This is a genomic window from Azospirillum sp. TSO35-2 (assembly GCF_003116095.1).
Lineage (GTDB): Bacteria > Pseudomonadota > Alphaproteobacteria > Azospirillales > Azospirillaceae > Azospirillum.
This window is the reverse complement of the sequence record NZ_LGRA01000021.1, coordinates 216,462-234,220: the sequence shown is the minus strand read 5'-3', so window position 1 is coordinate 234,220 and position 17,759 is coordinate 216,462. Positions and strand designations below refer to the sequence as shown.

Genomic DNA, 17,759 nt, shown 5'->3' with positions numbered 1-17,759 from the left:
TCGAGACGATGATCAAGGACAAGCGCCCGGTCCGGTCCGCCGACCTGATGCAGGACAGCCCGGTTGCCGCGCTGTCGGATGGCGGAGCGGCGGAGCGGGTCGCGGTGATCGACATCGGGTCGAACTCGATCCGTCTGGTCGTCTATGACGGGCTGACCCGGTCGCCGCTGGCCCTGTTCAACGAAAAGGTCCTGTGCGGCCTCGGCCGCGGCGTGGAGAGGTCCGGCGCGCTGAACCCCGAGGGTGTCGCCCAGGCGCTGACCGCGCTGGAGCGCTTCGCCAGCCTGGCGGAGGGGATGCGCGTCGGCCGGCTCGACGTCATCGCCACCGCGGCGGTGCGCGACGCCAAGGACGGCGCCGCCTTCGTCGAGGCGATCGGCCGCCGCGCCGGCCTGACCGTCCGCGTCATCAGCGGCGAGGAGGAGGCACGGCTGTCGGCGATGGGCGTGCTGTCGGGCACGCCGGGGGCCGATGGCCTGGTCGGTGACCTTGGCGGCGGCAGCCTGGAACTGGTGACGCTCGACCGTGGGATGATCGGCGAGCAGGTCACCCTGCCGCTGGGACCGCTGCGCCTGATGGAAAGCGGCGCCAAGGGCGGGCTGGCCAAGCTGATCGACCAGCATCTGGAATCGCTGCCCTGGCTGTCGGCGATGAAGGGGCGTCCGTTCTACCCGGTGGGCGGAAGCTGGCGCGCCATCGCCAAGCTGCACATGGAGCAGTCCGGCCACCCGCTGCACATCATCCACCACTACACCATCCCGGCGACCGACGCGCGGGAGTTCACCGCGCTGCTCGGCCGGCAGAGCCGCTCGTCGCTGGAGAAGATGGCGGGCTCGCGCCGGCGGCTCGACACGCTGCCCTACGCCGCCCTGGTTCTGGAACGGCTGCTGCGCGTCGTCCAACCGTCGAAGCTGGTCTTCTCCGCCTACGGCCTGCGCGAGGGGCATCTCTATTCGTTGCTGTCGCCGGAGGGCCGCCGCGAAGACCCGCTGATGGCGTCCGCCGGCGACTGGGCCCGCCGTTTCGTGCGGATGGGCGACCCGTCGCTGCTGATGAGCTGGACCGCCGGGCTGTTCGCCGGCGAGGACGACAACGCCATCCGCCTGCGCCACGCCGCCTGCCTGCTGAGCGACGTCGGCTGGGCCGACCACCCGGACTATCGCGCCGAACACGCCTTCCTGCGCGTGTTGCGCTACCCATTCCCGGCGCTGGACCATGATGAACGCGCCTTCCTGGCCCTGGTCGCCCACGCCCGCTACGCCGGCACGCTGGAAGGCGCGATGACGGCCGGCGCACGGTCGCTGGTCAGCGAAGGGCAGGGGATGAAGGCGCTGGTCCTGGGGCTGACCCTGCGCCTCGCCCACACGCTGTCGGGCGGCGCGACCGCGCTGCTGGAGCGCACCAGCCTGAAGGTCGGCGACGGCCGCATCGTCCTGACCCTGCCCGACGACGGCAGCGTCCCGACCGGCGAAGCGGTTCAACGCCGGATCGACGCGCTGGCCAAGGCAATGAACCTCAAGGGCGACGTGGTGCAACCGCTGCGGCCGCAGGCGGCGGAGTAAACCTGCGACGACGGACGGGTTGCGCCGCCCCTTGAGGCGCACATGAGCCGCGGTTTGGCAGACGCGTTCTGGCAGACCGGGCGGCCCCAGCACCAATCCGGTTCGAGCGCCTGCGCAGACGCGCCAGCACGGGCCGGACCCAGGGCAATCGCTTGAAGGCGACGGTGCTGGAAACGCGTGCGATCATTGATACGGATTGCACGGATTGGAACCGGATGTCACGGAACCGTCCGGTTCAGTGCTCTCCCGATCGACGCGGCGTGTCGATTATTTTCCATAATCTAGCTTATGCGTTTTTCGTGCGTAAGCGCAAAGTTGGACTGGCCGCGCCGGAGAGCCCCTCCCTCCGAAGGCATGCGCGTGGGTTCCTTCTGGGTCAACAGCTTGCGGCATGGCGTCGTCCGGGTGTGGTGCCCATGTTCGGCACCGCAACTTCGGATCCTGATGAATGACATCGTCCAAAAACCACGGCATTCCCCCCGACGAGCGCCAGGCGGTTCTGTCGCAGCGGCGCAATCTGAAGATGGCCCAGTCGGCCCACGCCTATGTGCGCGGCAGCACGGTGAAGTTCTACGACTGGCTGGAGGCCTCTACCGGAAAGGTGCCCGATGGACCACCCGTCTGGATCTGCGGCGACTGCCATGTCGGGAATCTCGGGCCGGTGGCCAACGCCAAGGGGCGGATCGACATCCAGATCCGCGATGTCGACCAGACGGTGATCGGCAACCCGGGGCACGACCTGATCCGGCTTGGCCTGTCGCTGGCGACCGCGGCGCGCGGCTCCGACCTGCCCGGCGTCACCACGGCGCGGATGCTGGAGCAGATGATTGAGGGCTACATGATGGTCCTCGACGACGAACTGGGCGGCTCGGCGATGCGCAAGAAGCCGTCGGTGGTCCGGGTCGGCATGCGCGAGGCGATCGGACGGACGTGGAAGCATCTGGCGAAGGACCGGATCAAGGACGTCCGGCCGACCATCCCGCTCGGCAAGCGATTCTGGCCGCTGACCGACGAGGAACGGGCGGCGGTCGAGGAACTGTTCAAGAAGGACCAGGTGCGGCGATTGGTGACCGCCCTGCACTCCCGCGACGACAACGACCGGATCGAGCTGCTCGACGCCGCCTATTGGGTCAAGGGGTGCAGTTCGCTCGGCCGCATCCGCATCGCCGTGCTGCTGGGCGTCGGCGACGGGCATTACCACGAGGGCGGGCTGAGCCTGATCGACATCAAGGAGGCGGTGCAGGCCGCCGCCCCACGCGCCGCCAAGGCGTCGATGCCGCGGGACAACGCCGAACGCGTGGTGACCGGGGCGCAGAACCTGTCACCCTATCTGGGCGACCGCATGCGCCCTGCCCGCCTGCTCGACCGCGCCGTGTTCCTGCGCGAGTTGCTGCCGCAGGACATCAAGCTGGACTTCGACCATCTGACGCGGGAGGAAGCGACCCGCGCCGCCTTCTTCCTCGCCGCGGTGGTCGGCAAGGCGCACGCCCGCCAGATGGACGAGGCGACGCGCAAATCCTGGCGCGGCGAACTGGCGCGCAACCGCACCAAGAGCCTGGACGCGCCGTCCTGGCTGTGGTCGAGCATCGTCGACCTGATGGTCGGCCACGAGGCGGCCTATCTGGAGCATTGCCGGCGCTACGCCGAACGCTCGGACGTCTGATCGGCGGTCAACGCGCCGGCCATGGCGAGGCAGGCGTCGCGGTCGGGACGGAAGTCCTCGGCGATCCACCACGCCTCCACGCGCTTCAGCGTGTCGCCGATCGTTGGCCCGCGCGGCAGGCCCAACGCCAGGAGGTCGCGGCCGGCAATGGGCAGGCGCAAGGCCGGCAGATCGTCGGCGACCACCAGCGCCCGGCGCAGGGCCGGCAGGGTGAGCGGGCCGTCCCGGCCGGCCGCCGCCATCAGCAGCAGGTCGCCGAACAGCCCGGCATCGCCGACGCGGTAGAGCGCCTGGCGCAGCGCCTGGCGGTCCTCCGCCGTGGTCAGGGCCGGGGCGACCGCCACCGGCGGCTCCACCAGCGCCAGCAGGCGGTCGCGCTCGTGGTTGGACAGGCGCAGCGCGTCGGCGGCGCGCAACGCGCCGGCACGGTCGCTGTCCAGCACGGCGGCGAGCCGGCGGGTCGGGTCGGGCGGTATCGGATCAGGCTGGGCCAGATCATGCTCGATGGCGATCAGCCGTTCCAGCCGGCCGGTGTCGGTGGCCTCGGGCAGCAGGTGGACCATCACCCCCTGCCCCATCATCAGCCGCCACGCCATGGCGGCGTTAGGCGCGGTCAGCAGGCGGAACAGCTCGCCGCGTACCCGCTCGCCCGACAGGGTGGGCAGGCGCGGCGCCATCGCGCGGCAGGCGGCCAGAGCCTCGGCATCCGGCTCGCCGCGGCCGTAATGGGCGTGGAAGCGGAAGAAGCGCAGCAGCCGCAACACATCCTCGTCGATCCGGCGCAGCGCCTCGCCGACGAAGCGCACCCGACCGGCGGCGAGGTCGGCCAGCCCGCCGAACGGGTCGAACATGGCGCCGTCCGGCGTGCAGCTCAGCGCGTTCATCGTCAGGTCGCGGCGGGCGGCGTCCTCCACCCAATCGTCGGTGAACTCGACGCGGGCGTGGCGGCCGAAGGTCTCGACGTCGCGGCGCAGCGTGGTGATCTCGTAAGGCTTGCCGCCGGCCAGCGCGGTGACGGTGCCGTGGGCGATGCCGGTGGGGATGCAGCGGATGCCGGCGGCGGCCAGCAGCTCCATCACCCGCTCCGGCGGGGCGTGGGTGGCGATGTCGATGTCCTTGACCGGCCGGCCGAGCCACGCGTCGCGCACGCAGCCGCCGACGAAGCGGGCGTCGGCGCCGCCGGCGGCAAGGGCGGCGAACACCGCCCGGCTTTCGGGCGCGGTCATCCAGGGCTGGGGGGACAGGCGTGCGGCAACGGTCATGGCGCGCGACGCTACCCGATTCCCGGGATGCGATCCACCCGGCAACGCACGCCGATCACGCCGTCTCGGTTGAGGACCCACCCTCCCCCGCCCCGCCCCGGCGCGGCACGCCCAGCACGTCGCGCAGGTTCACCAGCATGCCGGCGGTGGCGCCCCAGATGTAGCGCTGCTGGTAGGGAAAGGCGTAGAACCAGCGCGGCTTGCCCAGGAACTCGCGGCTGTGGCGTTGAGGGTTCGAGGGGTCGAGGATGAAGGACAACGGCACCTCGAACACCTCCGCCACCTCGGTCGGGTCGGGGGTCAGGATGAAAGGCGGCGTCACCACCCCGACCACCGGCGTCACCCGGAACCCGGTGCGCGTCACATAGGTGTCGAGCCGGCCGACGATCTCGATCCGCCCGCGCTCCAGCCCGATCTCCTCGGCGGTCTCGCGCAGCGCGGTGTCCTCCGGCCGCTCGTCCTCCGGCTCCATCCGGCCGCCGGGGAAGCTGATCTGGCCGGCGTGGGCGCTCAGCGTCGCCGTGCGCTGGGTGAAGATGACCGTCAGTTCCTCCGGCCGGTCGACCAGCGGCACCAGCACCGCCGCCTCGCGCAACGCCGACGGCGGTCCCATCTCGGGGTTCAGGTCGTGGTCGCCGCGGATGGTGCCGGATGACCGGTGGGCCGGTAACCGGTTGGACTGCACGGCGCTTTCCACGACCGCGTCGGTGCTCATCGCCGGGAAGCGCCGGCGAACCTCCTCCAGGCTCAATCGCCAGGCAGCGTGCCCAGCGCGAAGAAGACCTTGTTGCTCCATAGACCCACCTCGGACTCGCCGGTTTCGGTGCGGCGCGTCTCGCTGCGCTCCACCATGTCGTAGAACACGGGCCGCAGGATACGCGCCTCAAGCCGGCCTCTGACGTCGATGTAGGGAGCCGGCTCCCCGGTTTCAGCGTTCAACACGACACGGATCGGGTGGTCCGGCCCGGCTTCCACCCAATGGTCCAGGTTGGTGCGGAAGGCGACGACCTGATCGGTCCCGCTGCCCGACACCGTCATCTCCACCGCGACGAAGGGCGCGTCCTCCACCACGATCCGGCCACGCTCGGCCGGGGTGACCAACCAGTATTCGCCGGCGTCGTCGCGCGTCAGGACGGTGGAGAACAGCTTCGACAGTTCGATCCTGCGGATCGGATCGCCATTGTGGAACCAGGTGCCGTCGCGCGCAATGCGGATGTCGTAAGTCTCTTCCGTCGGCATCCGGCCGAACGGCGCGGGCAGCCTTGTCGGTTGTCCTGAAATGTCCTGCCCATCTGGGTGCTTGTCATTCGGCATCGGGTTACCGACCTTGTTGGGATTGGGATTCGTCTGACCCCTGCGGAAACGTATTTTCGCCACACTGTTTTTGCCACACTCGGCCGTCGGATCCACCCTGTTGGTTTTTCCGGCCGTGGCCAGCGTTCTGGGAATGGCCTTCGGAAAATGGTTGTCGACAACGCGCATGAACAGGGTCAACCATCGGATCCCTCTTTAACGACCGGCCTTTATCGGGGAGCAGCAGACCTTGAGCGCACAGGACATCCTGAGGGGCCAGCCGCCCGTGCCTGAGGACCCGCAACGGCTGATGGAGGAGATCGAGGCGCTGGGCGACCGGCTGGCCTCGGTGCGCGACCGCATCGGCCGCGTCATCTTCGGCCAGCACGAGGTGATCGACCGCACGCTGGTCACGCTGCTGGCCGGCGGCCATGTGCTGCTGATCGGCGTCCCCGGCCTCGCCAAGACGCGGCTGGTGGAGACGCTGGGCACCGTGCTGGGGCTTGCCGAGAAGCGCATCCAGTGCACGCCCGACCTGATGCCGGCCGACATCCTGGGATCGGAGGTGCTGGAGGAGGGCGACAACGGCCGCCGGTCCTTCCGCTTCATCCCCGGCCCGGTCTTTAGCCAGCTTCTGATGGCCGACGAGATCAACCGAGCCAGCCCGCGCACCCAGTCGGCGCTGCTGCAGGCGATGCAGGAGCACCGCGTCTCGGTCGCCGGCCAGTACCACCCGCTGCCCCAGCCCTTCCACGTGCTGGCCACCCAGAACCCGCTGGAGCAGGAAGGCACCTACCCGCTGCCGGAAGCCCAGCTCGACCGCTTCCTGATGCAGATCGACGTCGATTACCCCGACCGCGAGGCCGAGCGGCGGATGATGATCGCCACCACCGGCGCCGCCGACGAGCGCGCGGTGACGGTGCTGACCGCCGCAGACCTGCAGCAGGCGCAACGGCTGGTCCGCCGTGTGCCGGTCGGCGAGGGGGTGGTGGACGGCATCCTCGACCTCGTCCGCCGTGGCCGGCCGGAAACGTCGGAGCTGATGGAGGTGCGCCAGCACGTCGCCTGGGGCCCGGGGCCGCGCGCCAGCCAGTCGCTGATGCTGGCCGCCCGCGCCCGTGCGGTTCTGGACGGTCGCTTGGCGCCCTCGCTGGACGACGTGGTGGCGCTGGCCAAGCCGATCCTGAAGCACCGCATGGCGCTGAACTTCGCCGCGCGGGCCGACGGGGTGACGCTGGACGACGTCATCGACCGCCTCTGCGCCCCGCTCGCCTGAGCCACAGTCCAGCCCCTCCCCCAACCCGGAGCCGCGATGCCGCGAACCGTACCCCAGTCGGCCACCCTGCTGGCCCGGCACCGCGCGGAGGAGCTGGCCTCCGCCCTGCCGCCGCTGCTGGTCGCGGCCGAGCGGGTCGCCGCCACCGTGGCGCAGGGCGTCCATGGCCGCCGCCGCGTCGGGTTGGGCGAGACCTTCTGGCAGTTCCGCCGCTACCAGCCCGGCGACGCGCCCTCGATGATCGACTGGCGCCAGTCGGCCAAGACCCAGCCGGTCTATGTCCGCGAGAATGAATGGGAGGCGGCGCAGAGCGTCTGGCTGTGGCGCGACCGCTCCGCCTCGATGGACTTCCGCTCCGCCCCGTCGCTGCCGACCAAGCGCGAGCGCGCCGACCTGCTGACGCTGGCGACCGCCGTGCTGCTGGCCCGCGGCGGCGAGCGGGTGGCGCTGCTGAACGGCGGCGCCCGGCCCGACCACGGCAAGACCGCCATCGACCGCATCGCCCGCCTGATGACCGACCCGCAGGCCGCCGCGGCGCCGGAGCCGCTGCCGCGGGTGGAACCGCTGCCCCGCCACGCCCAGGTCGTGCTGTTCGGCGACCTGCTGTCCCCGCTGGCCGACATCCACGCCGCCGTCGCCGGGCTGACCGGCCGTGGCCTGCGCGGCCATCTCGTCCAGATCCTCGACCCGGCGGAAGAGACGCTGCCCTATGAGGGCCGCGTCGATTTCCGCGGGATGGAAGGCGAGCAGCCGCTGCTGATCCCCCGCGTCGACGCCGTCCGCGAAGCCTACCGCGAGCGGCTGAAGGCGCAGCAGGACGGCCTGTCCGCGCTGGCCCGCACCGCCGGCTGGAGCTTCGCCATCCACCGCACCGACCGGTCGCCGCAATCCGCGCTGCTCACCCTCTGGGGTGCGATGGCGATGGAGGCGGTGTGAGCGGGCGGTCGACTCCTTGGCATCAAGCACCGTCATCCCCGCGAAGGCGGGGATCCAGAGCGGCCCGCCACGTCACGCGGTGCGGAGCCTGGATCCCCGCCTTCGCGGGGATGACGGCCACAACGGGGCGGAAACCGATGCGGTTTTCGTCTCGGCGTCCGTCTCGCCCTTGTCTTTCCTCCTCCTGAAGACGCGCCAATGCTGGGTCTCGGACCGATCGCCTTCGCCGCCCCCTGGGTCTTGACCGCGCTGGTCGCGCTGCCGGTGCTGTGGTGGCTGCTGCGTGTCACGCCGCCGGCGCCGCGCACCGTGCGCTTTCCCGCCATCCGCCTGCTGCGCGACCTGACCGCGCGGGAGGAGACGCCGGCCCGCACCCCCTGGTGGCTGCTGCTGCTGCGCCTGATCGTGGCGGCGCTGGTCATCCTGGCGCTGTCGGGGCCTCTGCTGAACCCGCGGGCGGCGCTGCCCGGCGGCGGGCCGCTGCTGCTGGTCGTCGACAATGGCTGGGCCGCCGGCCGCGACTGGCCGACCCGCAAGCGGACGATGGACGAGCTGATCGCCCAGGCCGAGCGCCAGCAACGCCCGGTGATCCTGTTGCCGACCGCCCCGCCGGCCGACGGTCTGCCGGTCCGCGCAACCGCCGCCCTGCCCGCGCCCGAGGCGCGGCGGCTGGCCCAGGCGCTGGTCCCCCTGCCCTGGCCCAGCGACCGCGCCGCGGCGCTGGAGGCGTTGAAGGGCCTCGGCGCCCCGGGCAACGGCCAGGGCTCGATCCACGCGGTGTGGCTCAGCGACGGGCTGGGCAACCCGAAGGCGGCGGACCGGAAGGCCGCCGACCGTTCGGCCACCGCGCTGGCGGAGGCGCTGCAACGGCTGGGGTCCGCCGACGTGCTCGACGATTCGGCGGAACACCCGCCGCACCTGCTGTTGCCGCCCTCGACCGAGGGCACCGCCCTGACCGCCCGCATCGTCCGTGCCGACCCGTCGAAGCCGGAACCGGTGACCGTGCGGCTGGGCGCCACCGACGGCCGGCTGCTGACCCGGCAGACCGTGGCGTTCGAACCGGGCCAGAAGGTCCGCGACGTCCGGCTCGACCTGCCGGCCGAGTTGCGCAACGATGCCGCCAGCCTGCGGGTGGAGGGTGACACCACGGCGGGCGCCACCGTCCTGCTCGACGAGCGCTGGCGCCGCCGCCCGGTCGGGCTGGTGTCGGGCCGGTCGGAGGGGGAAAGCCAGCCGCTGCTGTCCGACCTCTATTACCTGGAACGCGCGCTGTCGCCCTACAACGAGGTGCGCAAGGGCGAGACGCTCGACCTGCTGAAGCGCGACCTCGCCGTGCTGATCCTGTCCGACATCGGCGCCCTGACCGGCAGCGAGGTGCAGGACATCGAGCAGTGGGTGAAGAAGGGCGGCGTTCTGGTCCGCTTCGCCGGCCCACGACTGGCCCAGCACGCCGATGCGCTGGTGCCGGTGCGGCTGCGCATCGGCGACCGCGCGCTGGGCGGCGCCCTGTCCTGGTCGGAGCCGGCGAAGCTCCAGCCCTTCCCGCCGAAGTCGCCGTTCGAGGGGCTGGGCATCCCCGCCGACGTCCAGGTCAACCGGCAGGTCCTGGCCGAACCGGCGCTGGATCTGGCCGACCGCACCTGGGCCCGGCTGGCCGACGGCACGCCGCTGGTGACCTCGCAGAAGCGCGGCGACGGCTGGATCGTGCTGGTCCACACCACCGCCAGCCCGGACTGGTCCAACCTGCCGCTGTCCGGCCTGTTCGTCGACATGCTGCGCCGGCTGACCGGCCTCAGCAGCGGCGTCACCGGCATGGCGGCCACCGCCTCGCTCGACCCGGTGGAGGTTCTGGACGGCACCGGCCGGCTGGTGCCGCCGCCGCCCACCGCCTTCCCGATTCCCGGCAACGCCGGTCCGGAGGTGATCGGTCCGCGCCATCCGCCGGGCTTCTATGGCACCGACGACGCCCGCCGCGCGTTGAACCTGTCGGCGGCCGTCACCAGCATCGAGCCGATGCCGCCCCTGCCCGCCGGCGTCGGCCGGTCCGGGTATGGCGGCCGTGGGGAGGTGCCGATGAAGCCGACGTTGCTCGCCCTGGCCCTGGCGCTGCTGTCGATCGACCTGCTGATCGCTTTGGCACTCCGCGGGCTGCTGCGTCTGCCCAGCCTGCGCCGGGCCGGCGGGGCGGCGGCCGGGCTGTTGCTCGCCCTCCTGCTCGCCGCACCGCAGCCGGCCCGGGCGCTGGATGTCGGGCTGGATGTCGACAAGGCGGTCAAGGTGACGGCGGAGACCTACCTCGCCTATGTCCAGACCGGCGACAGCACGCTGGATGACACCTCGCGCGCCGGGCTGGAGGGGCTGGTCAGCGTGCTCGGCCTGCGCACGGCGGTGGAGGCGATGGGCGCGGTCGGCATCGATCCGGAGCGTGACGAGCTGGCCTTCTACCCCCTGCTCTACTGGCCGGTGTCCGACCGCCAGAGGCCGCTGTCCGATCAGGCGCGGCAGCGGGTGAACGAATACATGCGCAACGGCGGCACCATCCTGTTCGACACCCGCGATCAGGCGCCCGGCGGTGGTGCGGAGGTTCTGCAGCGGCTGGTCGACGGTCTGGACATCCCGCCGCTGGCCCCGGTGCCGCCGGACCATGTGCTGCGCAAGTCCTTCTACCTGCTGTCGGATTTCCCCGGCCGCTGGGCCGGCGGCCAGTTGTGGATCGAAGCGCGCGAAGGCAAGGCCAACGACGGCGTGTCGTCGGTGGTCGTCGGCGGCAACGATTGGGCGGCAGCCTGGGCGGCCAACCGCAACGGCCAGCCGATGTTCGCCGTCATCCCCGGTGGCGAGCGCCAGCGCGAGATGGCCTACCGGTTCGGCATCAACCTCGTGATGTACGCCCTGACCGGCAACTACAAGGCCGATCAGGTCCATGTGCCCGCCATCCTGGAAAGGCTCGGCCAGTAAATGCCCGTCGATCTGCTCACCGGAACCTCCGTGGCGCTGGCGCCGCTGCTGCCCTGGCCGATGCTGGGCGGCCTGATCGGCTTCGCCCTGCTGGTGGTGCTGGTCGCGGCGCTGCGCCGGGCGCGCGGCACGCTGCTGCGCCTGCTGGCGGTGGCGGTCCTGGCGCTGGCGCTGATCAACCCCTCCCTGGTCCAGGAGAAGCGCGAGCCGATCAAGGACGTCGCGGTGATCGTCGTCGACGATTCGCCCAGCCAGGCCATCGGCGACCGCCGCGCCCGCACCGAACGGGAACTGGCAGCGCTGACCCAGCGGCTGAAGGCGTTCGCCGATCTGGACGTCCGCGTCGTGCGCACCGGCGACGGGGCGGAGGGCGGCGGCACCATCAACGAGACCCACCTGTTCGACGCGCTGAACCGCGCCATGGCCGATGTGCCGCGCCGCCGGATGGCTGGCGCCGTCTTCATCACCGACGGGCAGGTCCATGACGTGCCGCAGGTGCCGTCGAAGCTGGCCGACATCGGCCCTGTCCACACCCTGCTGAGCGGCGACCGCAACGAGGGCGACCGCCGCATCGCCATCGTCCAGGCGCCGAACTACGGCCTCGTCGGCAAGCCGGTGGAGCTGACCATCCGCGTCGACGACATGCCGGCCCGCCAATCCGCCGATGCCGCGGTGACGCTGCGCCAGGACGGCGGCGCCCCGCAGACCGTCCGCGTGCCGGTCGGCCGCGACTTCCGCCTCGACCTGCCGATCTCGCACGGCGGCCAGAATGTGCTGGAGATGGAGGTGGAGGCGGCGAAGCAGGAGCTGACGCTGGCCAACAACCGCGCTGCGGTGGTGGTCAACGGCGTGCGCGACCGGCTGCGCGTGCTGCTGGTGTCGGGCGAGCCGCACGCCGGCGAACGCACGTGGCGCAACCTGCTGAAGGCCGACCCGGCGGTCGATCTGGTCCATTTCACCATCCTGCGCCCGCCCGAAAAGCAGGACGGCACGCCGATCCGCGAGCTGTCGCTGATCGCCTTCCCGATCCGCGAGCTGTTCGAGGTGAAGCTGGACGAGTTCGACCTGATCATCTTCGACCGCTACCGCCGCCGCGGCGTGCTGCCCCAGATGTATCTCGAAAACATCGCCGAATATGTGCGCAAGGGCGGTGCGCTGCTGGAAACCTCCGGCCAGGGCTACGCCACCCCGCTGTCGCTTTACCGCACGCCGCTGGGCGCCATCCTGCCGGCGGCGCCGACCGGGCAGACGATGGACCGCCCCTTCCTGCCGACGGTGACCGATGTCGGGCGCCGGCACCCGGTGACCGCCGGCCTGCCCGGTGACCGGCCGGACGCCGCGCCGACCTGGGGCCGCTGGCTCCATCAGGTCGACGTGACGCCGAACAGCGGCACCGTCGTGATGCAGGGCGCCGACAACCACCCGCTGCTGGTGCTGGACCGGGTCGGCAAGGGACGGGTGGCGCAGCTCGCCTCCGACCAGATCTGGCTGTGGAGCCGCGGCTTCGAAGGCGGCGGCCCCCAGGCGGAGTTGCTGCGCCGCCTCGCCCACTGGCTGATGAAGGAGCCGGAGCTGGAGGAGAATGACCTGCGCGCCCACGTCGACGGCAACCGCATCACGGTGGAACGCCGTTCGCTGACCCCCGACCCGCGCGCGGTCACCGTGACCACCCCGTCCGACGAGACCAGCACGCTGCAACTGGCCGACGACAAGACCGGCCGTGCCGTCGCCACCGTCACCGCCAGCGCCCCCGGCATCTACCGCATTTCCGACGGCGAGCGGACGACCCTGGCGGTGGTGGGCGCCGTCAACACGCCGGAACTGGCCGACGTGCGCTCCACTGGCGACCGCATGCAACCGGTGGCCGAGGCGACCGGCGGCAGCATCCATTGGATCACCGACACCGACGACGGCCCGAATCCCGGCGTCGAGGTCCGCCGCACCCAGCCCGGCCGCAGCCAGACCGGTGCCGGCTGGATCGGCCTGCGCGCCAACGGCGATTTCACCGTCACCGGCGTGACCGACGTGCCCCTGCTGCCGGTGGGGGCGGTGCTGGCCCTGGTGCTGGGCGGCCTGCTGATGGCATGGCGGCGGGAGGGCCGCTGACCTCGCCATACGCCATCGGAACGCGGAACCACATTTTTGTGCGGAGCCTGTTGCACTCCGCCGACCTTCCGATTATGGTGCCGCTCCTTCCGGCGATCGACCATCGCCGCGCCGGTTGGGGCGTCGCCAAGTGGTAAGGCAGCGGTTTTTGGTACCGCCATTCGCAGGTTCGAATCCTGCCGCCCCAGCCAACTTCAAAAATCCTTCCAGCATCGTCAGCGCGTCGGCTTGAGCCGATCCACCACCGTGCGTTTCGCATCGCTGGCAAGCGCCCTTCCCTGGCCACACCTCAAAGTCTCCGCCGCTCCGATCGAACGCTGGGGCATAGATCGCTCGGATCGTGTGGCTGCAACCCAATGTTACTTTCGTATGGGTTGATTCAGGACGGGTGCGCAGGTTTCTTTCTCATTCGTGGTAATAACGTGAGCCCGCTAGCCAACCGAACGGATAGCAGAGCGCGGCACGCCGGCATTTTCCTGCGTATTGCAGAGAAATGCCGTACGGATGAGGAATCAGTGATCAATGGCGACGGGCATTTCCATTGCCGACGGACCGACCGGCAATTCGGCGATCGACAGCATTTTATACGGTACGAAGTGGACGTCGACGTCACTGACCTACAGTTTTCCGACAGCCGCGTCCGATTTGTCGGACTATTCTTTAGAAAATTCGCTAAATCCAACCTACTTCGACACTCTGAACAGCTCTCAGAAGCTTGTTTTCAAAGAGGTTTTGGAAGCCTGGAGCGCCATCTCAGGGCTGAGCTTCACCGAGGCGGCGACGCCCAGCGACGCCGATCTCCGCATCTATTGGTACAGATCACCCGACAATCCGACCGCTCGCGTCGTTGATTTCCCGTCCGCAGCGCCGGAAGGCGGCGACCTGCAACTGGGCAACTCGGTTTGGCCCGGCGCGGGCAGCGACTGGTCCGCCGGGGCCTACGGCTATTTCACGCTGCTCCACGAACTCGGCCACGCTCTCGGGCTGAAGCACCCGCACGACAGCATCAACGGCTACCCCGCGGCCGACGCGGCGACGGATTCGGTCGCATCCTCGGTGATGAGCTATCGCAGCTATCCGGGAGAGGCGATCAGCGGCTACACGATCCTCAACGGCAGCTACCCGTTCGCGCCGATGCTGAACGACATCGCGGCGGTCCAGCATCTCTATGGTGCGAACTGGACGACCAACAACGGTGAGACGATCTACACCTTCGATCCGTCCGCCAACGTCGTCTTCACGTCCATCTGGGATGGCGGCGGAATCGACACCTATAATTTGTCCAATTACACCACCAACCTGTCGGTCGATCTCCAGCCCGGCGCCTGGACCGATTTCGGAACCCAGCACGCGATCCTGGACTATGACATCGTGGACGGCGAGGCCGTGCCGCGGATCACCGCGTCGGCCAATCTGTCCAACCCCTACCTCTACGACGGTGACACGCGGTCGCTGATCGAGAACGCCCTCGGCGGGTCGGGCAACGACATCATGGTGGGCAACACGGCCGACAACGCGCTGACCGGCAACGGCGGCAATGACAGCCTCGACGGCGGGGTGGGCAACGACACCCTGATCGGCGGCAGCGGCGATGACACCCTGATCGGCGGCGAGGGCGCCGATTCACTGAGCGGCGGCACCGGGTTCGACCGCCTCACCGGCGGTAACGGCAACGACACCCTGGCCGGCGGCGCCGACGACGACACACTGCTGGGCGGCGGCGGCGCCAACCTGCTGTATGGCGACGATGGCAACGACAGCCTGATCGGCGACCTCGGCAACGACACGCTCTATGGCGGAGCCGGCAACGATACGCTGTCGGCCGGCGCCGGCGCCAACCTGCTGTACGGCGACGACGGCAACGATAGCCTGGTTGGCGGTGTCGGCGATGATACTCTGGACGGTGGGGCCGGTAACGACACCCTGCTGGGCGGCGATGGCGTCAACACGCTCAGCGGCGGCGACGGCACCGACAGCCTGATCGCTGGAACCGGCAACGACACGCTGACCGGCGGCGTCGGTGACGACACGCTGTCCGGCGGCAGCGGATCGGACCTGTTCCTGTTCAACGACGGTGGCGACGGAACCGACACCATCACCGATTTCGGCCTCGGCGACACCATTCGTCTGATCGGCCACAGCTTCGCCGATCTGCTGAGCCTGGGCGACGGCACCGCCACCGCAGCCCATGGCGTGGAGGTTGGAGCGACCGACGGTGGGGTGACGTCGCTGTACATCGATACCGACGGCATCGCCGACGCGGCGGAGATGGTCGTCAAGCTGGTCGGGTCCTACAGCGCCGGGGATCTTCAGTTGAGCGGCAGCGACATCCGGTTCTACGTGCCGCCTCCACCGCCCCCGTCCCCGCCTCCCGACACCAGCACGACGACGGAAACCATCGGCGGCACGTCGGTGCAGACCACGGTTACCAGCGGCGGCGGCACCACGGTGGTTGCGGTGTCCATCAGCCCGCCGACATCGGCGACGCCGGTGTCCGTGCCCATCGGCGGCACGTCCGGATCCGGCCTGACGGCGGCGCTGCCGATGGGGGTCGGCTTGTCGGCGACCGGGCCGCAGAACCGGGTGGACCGCGGTGCGGCGGTCGATGCCCTGACCGCCAGCGTCACCACGCTGTCGTCCGACCCGACGCAACGCGCCTCGCTGACCGGGGCCATCACGACCTATGGCGCGACCCTGCCATCCACCGCCACCCTGACGGTGCGCACCGTGACGCCCAGCCTCAGCGGCGGCGCGGCAACGGGCGAGCCGATCACCATCACCGGGTCGGGAGCGGGGGCGGAGGCCATCGTGGTCGATGCCCGCAACCTTCCCTCCGGCACCATCCTGAACGTCGACAATGTCGGCTTCCTGGTGATCGTCGGCAGCGTCCAGGTCGGCGGCGGCGCCGGTTCCCAGGTGGCGATCGGCGATTCGTCGGCGCAGATCATGGTGTTGGGGGCCGACGACGACACGTTGCGCGGCGGGGCCGGCGACGACATCGTCGGCAGCCGCGGCGGGCGCGACCTGCTGTACGGCGACGCCGGGAACGATACGGTGTTCGGCGGGCTGGGTTATGACCGCTTGCAGGGCGGCACCGGCGACGACCTGCTGCGCGGGGACGAGGGGATCGACGCGGTCCGTGTCGAGGCCGGATTCAACGACGTGCAGATCACCCGCGGCGTCTATGGCTCGCTGGTGATGACCAGCGCCACGCTCGGCACCGACCGGATGGAGGGGGTGGAGCTTTTGCGTTTCGACGACCGGGTGGAGTTGGTCAATGCCCCCACCGGCATCGTCACCGACACCGGCGCCTCCCAGATCAGCGAGACGCTGTACCTCGCCCGCAACCCGGATGTCGCCCAGGCGGTGGCGCGCGGCGAGTTCACCAGCGGCATGGATCATTACCGGCGCTACGGCGCCGCGGAAGGGCGGCTCAAGCCGGTGGCGCTCGACGAGAGCTTCTATCTCGCCCAGAATCCGGACGTCGCCCAGGCAGTGACGCACGGCGACTTCACCAGCGGCCTGCAGCATTTCCTTCTTTTCGGCGAGGCGGAGGGACGCGACCCCAACGCGCTGTTCGATGCCGGCTGGTATCTCGACCACAACCCCGATGTCGCCGCCGCCCTTCAGGCCGGCACCGTCACCAGCGCCTACGAGCATTACGAAACCTTCGGCTGGAAAGAGGGGCGCACGCCGTCGGCCTGGATGGACACCACCGCCTACCTGACCGCCAACCCCGACGTCGCCGCGGCCGGCGTCGATCCGATGGCGCATTTCCTGAACTTCGGCGCGCGCGAGGGACGCCGCATCACGGCGGCCGACGGCGGCCTTTGGCTTTCCTGAGCCGGGGTCGCGCCGGTCAGGCCGCGGGAGGCAGCAGCATCACCAGCGTGTGGTCCGACCGGCCGCCGGGGCGCAGCGTCACCTGTTCCAGCAGCAGCGGGCCGTCCAGCGGGTGGTTGAAACCGCGCAGGCCCCCTTCCCGCTCCAGGACGCCGTGATCGTCCCACAGCCGCGCGAACAGCGGGCTGTCCTGCCGCAACCGGTCGACCAGCGCCCGCAACTCCGGATCGTCGGAGCGGCGGGCGGTGTCGGCACGGAATTCGGCCAGCAGACGGCGCGCCCGGTGCTCCCAATCCCGGATAAAGCCGGGTGCCGACGGGTGGAGGAAGACATAGCGCAACAGGTTCCGCTCCCGCTCACCCTCCGCACCGCTGCCCAGCCAGTCGCCGAACAGCCGCGCCGCCGGCGGATTCCAGCCGACCGCCGTCCACAACCGGTTGAGCAGATAGGCCGGCGCGGAGATCGCGTCCAGCACCGCCACCAGGGCCGGCGGCGGACGGTCCGGCACGCCCGCGGGCGGTGCTTCCGGATCCCGCTTGCGCGTCAGCTCGAACAGGTAGGCGCGCTCCGCCGCGGTCAGGTGCAGGGCCTGGGCGATGCGGGCCAGCGCCTGCGGCGACACCGACACGTCGCGGCCCTGCTCCAGCCAGGTGTACCAGGTCGGGCTCATCCCGCAGAGTTGGGCCAGCTCCTCCCGCCGCAGTCCGGGTGTGCGGCGGCGGCCCGCCCCCCAGGGGACGCCACCGGCGACACCGGTGAGGATGCCGGCCTCGGCGGGGGTCAGCCGTTCGCGGTGGCGGCGGAGGAAGGCGCCGAGGACGCGGCGCTGGTCGGCCGCGGAATCGGGAAAGGTCTGCATG

The 17,759-nt window shown here is 70.5% G+C and carries 11 protein-coding genes and 1 tRNA gene; 8 read left to right on the top strand and 4 right to left on the bottom strand.

Annotated elements, in window-relative coordinates; all coding sequences use genetic code 11:
- Nucleotides 1-8 precede the first annotated feature (8 nt).
- Together ppx and TSO352_RS17295 are read left to right on the top strand one after the other, a co-directional pair.
- Nucleotides 9-1,562, top strand: coding sequence for an exopolyphosphatase (gene ppx, locus TSO352_RS17300; RefSeq protein WP_348770639.1), 1,554 nt, complete (start codon nucleotides 9-11; stop codon nucleotides 1,560-1,562).
- A 448-nt stretch (nucleotides 1,563-2,010) separates the two neighbouring features.
- Nucleotides 2,011-3,225, top strand: coding sequence for a DUF2252 family protein (locus TSO352_RS17295; RefSeq protein WP_109108559.1), 1,215 nt, complete (start codon nucleotides 2,011-2,013; stop codon nucleotides 3,223-3,225).
- Here TSO352_RS17295 and TSO352_RS17290 read toward each other — a convergent pair.
- Genes TSO352_RS17290 through TSO352_RS17280 form a run of 3 tightly spaced genes read right to left on the bottom strand, consistent with a single transcriptional unit; the run spans nucleotide 3,201 to nucleotide 5,981 of the window.
- Entirely contained in the window at nucleotides 3,201-4,487 is a 1,287-nt protein-coding gene (locus TSO352_RS17290; RefSeq protein WP_109108558.1) for a CCA tRNA nucleotidyltransferase, read from the bottom strand. The two genes, TSO352_RS17295 and TSO352_RS17290, sit on opposite strands and share 25 nt — an antisense overlap.
- A gap of 55 nt (nucleotides 4,488-4,542) precedes the next feature.
- On the bottom strand, nucleotides 4,543-5,202 hold the full coding sequence (locus TSO352_RS17285; protein WP_109108557.1) for a CoA pyrophosphatase: 660 nt from the start codon (nucleotides 5,200-5,202) through the stop codon (nucleotides 4,543-4,545).
- Between the two features lie 32 nt (nucleotides 5,203-5,234).
- On the bottom strand, nucleotides 5,235-5,981 hold the full coding sequence (locus TSO352_RS17280) for a DUF1285 domain-containing protein (protein ID WP_247872216.1): 747 nt from the start codon (nucleotides 5,979-5,981) through the stop codon (nucleotides 5,235-5,237).
- Nucleotides 5,982-6,090: 109 nt separating this feature from the next.
- Between TSO352_RS17280 and TSO352_RS17275 the strand changes: the two genes are divergently transcribed.
- The 6 genes from TSO352_RS17275 to TSO352_RS17250 all read left to right on the top strand — a co-directional run bounded on the left by TSO352_RS17275 (nucleotide 6,091) and on the right by TSO352_RS17250 (nucleotide 16,899).
- On the top strand, nucleotides 6,091-7,056 hold the full coding sequence (locus tag TSO352_RS17275) for a MoxR family ATPase (RefSeq protein ID WP_109108555.1): 966 nt from the start codon (nucleotides 6,091-6,093) through the stop codon (nucleotides 7,054-7,056).
- A 36-nt stretch (nucleotides 7,057-7,092) separates the two neighbouring features.
- Complete coding sequence (locus TSO352_RS17270) at nucleotides 7,093-7,992, top strand: DUF58 domain-containing protein (protein WP_109108554.1); 900 nt, start codon at nucleotides 7,093-7,095, stop codon at nucleotides 7,990-7,992.
- A gap of 198 nt (nucleotides 7,993-8,190) precedes the next feature.
- Nucleotides 8,191-10,950 carry a DUF4159 domain-containing protein gene (locus TSO352_RS17265; RefSeq protein ID WP_109108553.1) on the top strand — a complete coding sequence of 920 codons (2,760 nt, stop codon included), beginning with the start codon at nucleotides 8,191-8,193 and terminating at the stop codon, nucleotides 10,948-10,950.
- Nucleotides 10,951-13,056 carry a glutamine amidotransferase gene (locus TSO352_RS17260; protein WP_109108552.1) on the top strand — a complete coding sequence of 702 codons (2,106 nt, stop codon included), beginning with the start codon at nucleotides 10,951-10,953 and terminating at the stop codon, nucleotides 13,054-13,056. It abuts the gene before it with no gap.
- A gap of 116 nt (nucleotides 13,057-13,172) precedes the next feature.
- Nucleotides 13,173-13,247, top strand: a tRNA-Gln gene (locus tag TSO352_RS17255).
- A gap of 331 nt (nucleotides 13,248-13,578) precedes the next feature.
- A complete protein-coding gene (locus TSO352_RS17250; RefSeq protein ID WP_109108551.1) occupies nucleotides 13,579-16,899 on the top strand; it encodes a M10 family metallopeptidase C-terminal domain-containing protein in 3,321 nt (1,106 codons plus the stop codon).
- Between the two features lie 16 nt (nucleotides 16,900-16,915).
- On the opposite strand, the gene TSO352_RS17245 is transcribed toward TSO352_RS17250, so the two are convergent.
- Entirely contained in the window at nucleotides 16,916-17,758 is an 843-nt protein-coding gene (locus tag TSO352_RS17245; protein ID WP_109108550.1) for a helix-turn-helix transcriptional regulator, read from the bottom strand.
- Nucleotide 17,759 lies beyond the last annotated feature (1 nt).